This is a genomic window from Bacteroides muris (ex Afrizal et al. 2022) (assembly GCF_004793475.1).
Lineage (GTDB): Bacteria > Bacteroidota > Bacteroidia > Bacteroidales > Bacteroidaceae > Bacteroides > Bacteroides muris.
The window spans coordinates 1-2,937 of record NZ_SRYZ01000094.1; the positions used below are offsets into that span (position 1 = coordinate 1).

Genomic DNA, 2,937 nt, shown 5'->3' on the forward strand with positions numbered 1-2,937 from the left:
CTTGAAAGACCTCTTCGACAAAACTAAATTTCAATATGACAAAGACCGTTTCGGACCAAATGGGCCAAATTTATTTAATGTTTAACTAGTCCCTATTTTTTATGGGACACTAATGAAACAGTTTCATAAATTAATTTTGAATTATAAAATTTTTCCAGAAAATATATTCTATAATATAGAATTTAGTAATAAAAAAGCAGAACTAAATTAGCTACGCTCAATAGTACTATAAAAACATGAAGCAATGAATTATCCCTTGGGGTTAGGAGACGCTGCATTGTTATTCTTTGCCGTTTGCTCCTCTTTGATTTCTGCAAGTTCCTCTTCTACCCTATCAGCATTCCCGGCAAACATGATTCCCTCACGTGTGGACCAAATGCCACCACTGACAGCGGAAAACGCAGTAGTCACCTTATCACTCAAATCATCAATCATATATGGAACCAGTTCTGTTTCTATGTCAATGGTCTGCGACGCCTTGCTAAACTTGGTTGGATTGATAGAACCTAAAGCGGAAAGCGGTTCCTGATGCTTTGCCTACCCCCTTCAACGTTTCAAAGGATATTCTTGGAGTGTTTGACATATCATAAGCCATGTTAGTAAGCGTTTCAGCTTCGAACTTAATTTTCATCATCGTCGGTCGGAGTACAATCCATCGACGGTTCAGTGCCGACTGTGAAAGCAGTTTGAATGTTCACTATATCCTGCTAAGGGATAGAGATACGGTTTACCGGTTCGGTCTTGTATTGTGCTTCGGTTTCGTAGGTCTTACCAGTCTTTTCATCAAAAACCTTCTCCGCTTCCTTTTCAAGCACTTTTCTATCCGGATACTTCTCTTTATCCACCATGATTTCATGGCGTTCCGGATTCCAATCGTCCCAAAGTTTACAACGGTCGGGAAGTTCGGTCTTTCTTCCTTTCTTTAGGTAGGTGATTTTCTGACCGATGTCAGACAGATTCAATATTTCTTCTAAACTCAATGGCATAATCTATAATTTTAGTGTGTGAATATTCCTGTTAAATCTTTCGGTTTCAAAATGCGTCCAGGCAAACAACCCAATACATAATATCTAATGGCATCCATCAAATGATTATATTCATCTACTGGCTCATTGATGTAGTTTCCATCCTTATCTTTGTCCCAAACATATTTCCGAAGTTCAGTAATAAGATTGTAAGAGCGTTCTGTTACAAAGAACTCCATGTCTTTAATCTTATCAATACCCGCTTTGATTGAGCCGGGAAACTTATCTACCGGATAGATATTCACACCCCTGTTCTTTATCTCTTGAATCAATCGAGGGTCTTGCGAATCGGCAAAAACTTTCATAGAGAAAGGCTTTAAGCTGTTGGCAATAGCCGATGAAAGCATATCCGTTTCATAGAAAAGTTCATCAACATACAAACGGTTATCAATAATGCCACATCTTACAGCAGCGGAAGGATCATTAGTAAAGCCGAAGTCCTGCCCTATTCCTACCTTTTTGCATTCCTGCGAGAACTCTTTCACAATTCCCCACTTCTTGAACACAGCACCTTCCACCACGTCTGCCCAACGGCCGATAACCACATGAGCGTAATCATTCTATTTTCCGCCACGACAATTTTATCAGGCTATAGCCCGTTTACTGTAACCACGGGTACGGTACATGTGTATAATTGTTTGTTTTTCCACCATTGTTATCATTTTTACCCTTTGTGTTGATTTAGACACAAAGGAATTTATAATGTTAATTAGCGTAGATAAAACTCAGACTCTTATATACGATAGGCCTAAAGTTATATCCAACGGGTGGTATACTTTTCAATTATTTTAGTGGAGTACTTTTCAGTTATTATCTACACGCATACAACGGAATGGGTGACAGTGACAAGAAAAGTACAATCTTTATTGTTGGCAAACGGTATTATATCAACTACAATGAAAATGATAAGAATGCGCTGCGTGAAATCAATTTGTATGCGGATTTAATCCGTGACTCGGAATCGTCCGATGTAGAGACCTCACTCGGAATCGTCCCGGCTAAAATTATTCAGTTCAATGTCGGCGTGTATGGCTCTGTAGCTGACTACGATTTGTCCCGTCCGTACACCTCCATGGTATTGAACATACCCGCGGTGGGCTACCAGGCTACTGTTGCCAAGCAGGAGCGCTTCAATGTCCAGGAAGCCATAAACGGTGACGTGGAGCTGAAGGAGAAGCTGGAAAAAAACGGGCACATGGAAGTGGCTGTCAATACCGGCAAGTTCAACCGGCAGAACGTAACTTACAGCGGTCAGACACATGCCTATGATTATGCCTATCCTTTTACGGACTACCAGCAGAAGACCGGAGCACAGCTCACGGACTTCCTTCCGTATTCCCTAAGCTTGAACGATGTTTGTCCGGACTGTGTCGGACATCGGTTGTCGACACTCAGTCTGTTTCACTCCAATATCCCTTACACAATCCAGTTCCAAGCCAATAAGCTGCCAGATGTGAATAAGGTGTTTCTTATAGGCAACAAGCAGTATTTGTGCGAGAAGATTGAGACGGAAATAGATGTTGATGGATTAAGCAAGGTACTGAAGGGGACTTTTTACCGGATAGAATAATAATGTTAAAAAGACATCTGCTCTCAGAGCCTGTTTAAATTTTCCTCAATAATAATCTTATAGTGGCTAATTTGACCATTTCCTCTGCCGAGTCGAATGTTAGTTCATAGTTTCGGCAGAGCCTTCTATTGTAATCCATCCATGAGAATGTTCTTTCCACAATCCATCTCTTTTGAATGGGTCTGAATCACTGTTCCTTGTACGCGCTGATAACAACCTGAATGACATATCCGAATTTCTTTCTTATGTTATCGACAAGTTCTCCTCGGTAACCTCCATCGACAAGGATGTTTCTTACACTGGAGCACATCTCCTTAAGAACCCTCATCAGCAAATAAGCGG

1 protein-coding gene and 2 pseudogenes are annotated in these 2,937 nt (G+C 40.8%); 1 reads left to right on the forward strand and 2 read right to left on the reverse strand.

Going from position 1 to position 2,937, the window contains the following annotated elements:
* Nucleotides 1-249: 249 nt before the first annotated feature.
* Both E5355_RS18870 and E5355_RS18875 read right to left on the reverse strand, forming a co-directional pair.
* Nucleotides 250-986 (reverse strand): annotated as a pseudogene (locus E5355_RS18870) (hypothetical protein).
* 11 nt (nt 987-997) lie between these two features.
* Nucleotides 998-1,579 (reverse strand): annotated as a pseudogene (locus tag E5355_RS18875) (terminase large subunit); the annotation flags it as partial.
* A 278-nt stretch (nt 1,580-1,857) separates the two neighbouring features.
* Between E5355_RS18875 and E5355_RS18880 the strand changes: the two are divergent.
* Complete coding sequence (locus E5355_RS18880; protein ID WP_246867007.1) at nt 1,858-2,595, forward strand: hypothetical protein; 738 nt, start codon at nt 1,858-1,860, stop codon at nt 2,593-2,595.
* The last annotated feature ends 342 nt before the right edge of the window (nt 2,596-2,937 follow it).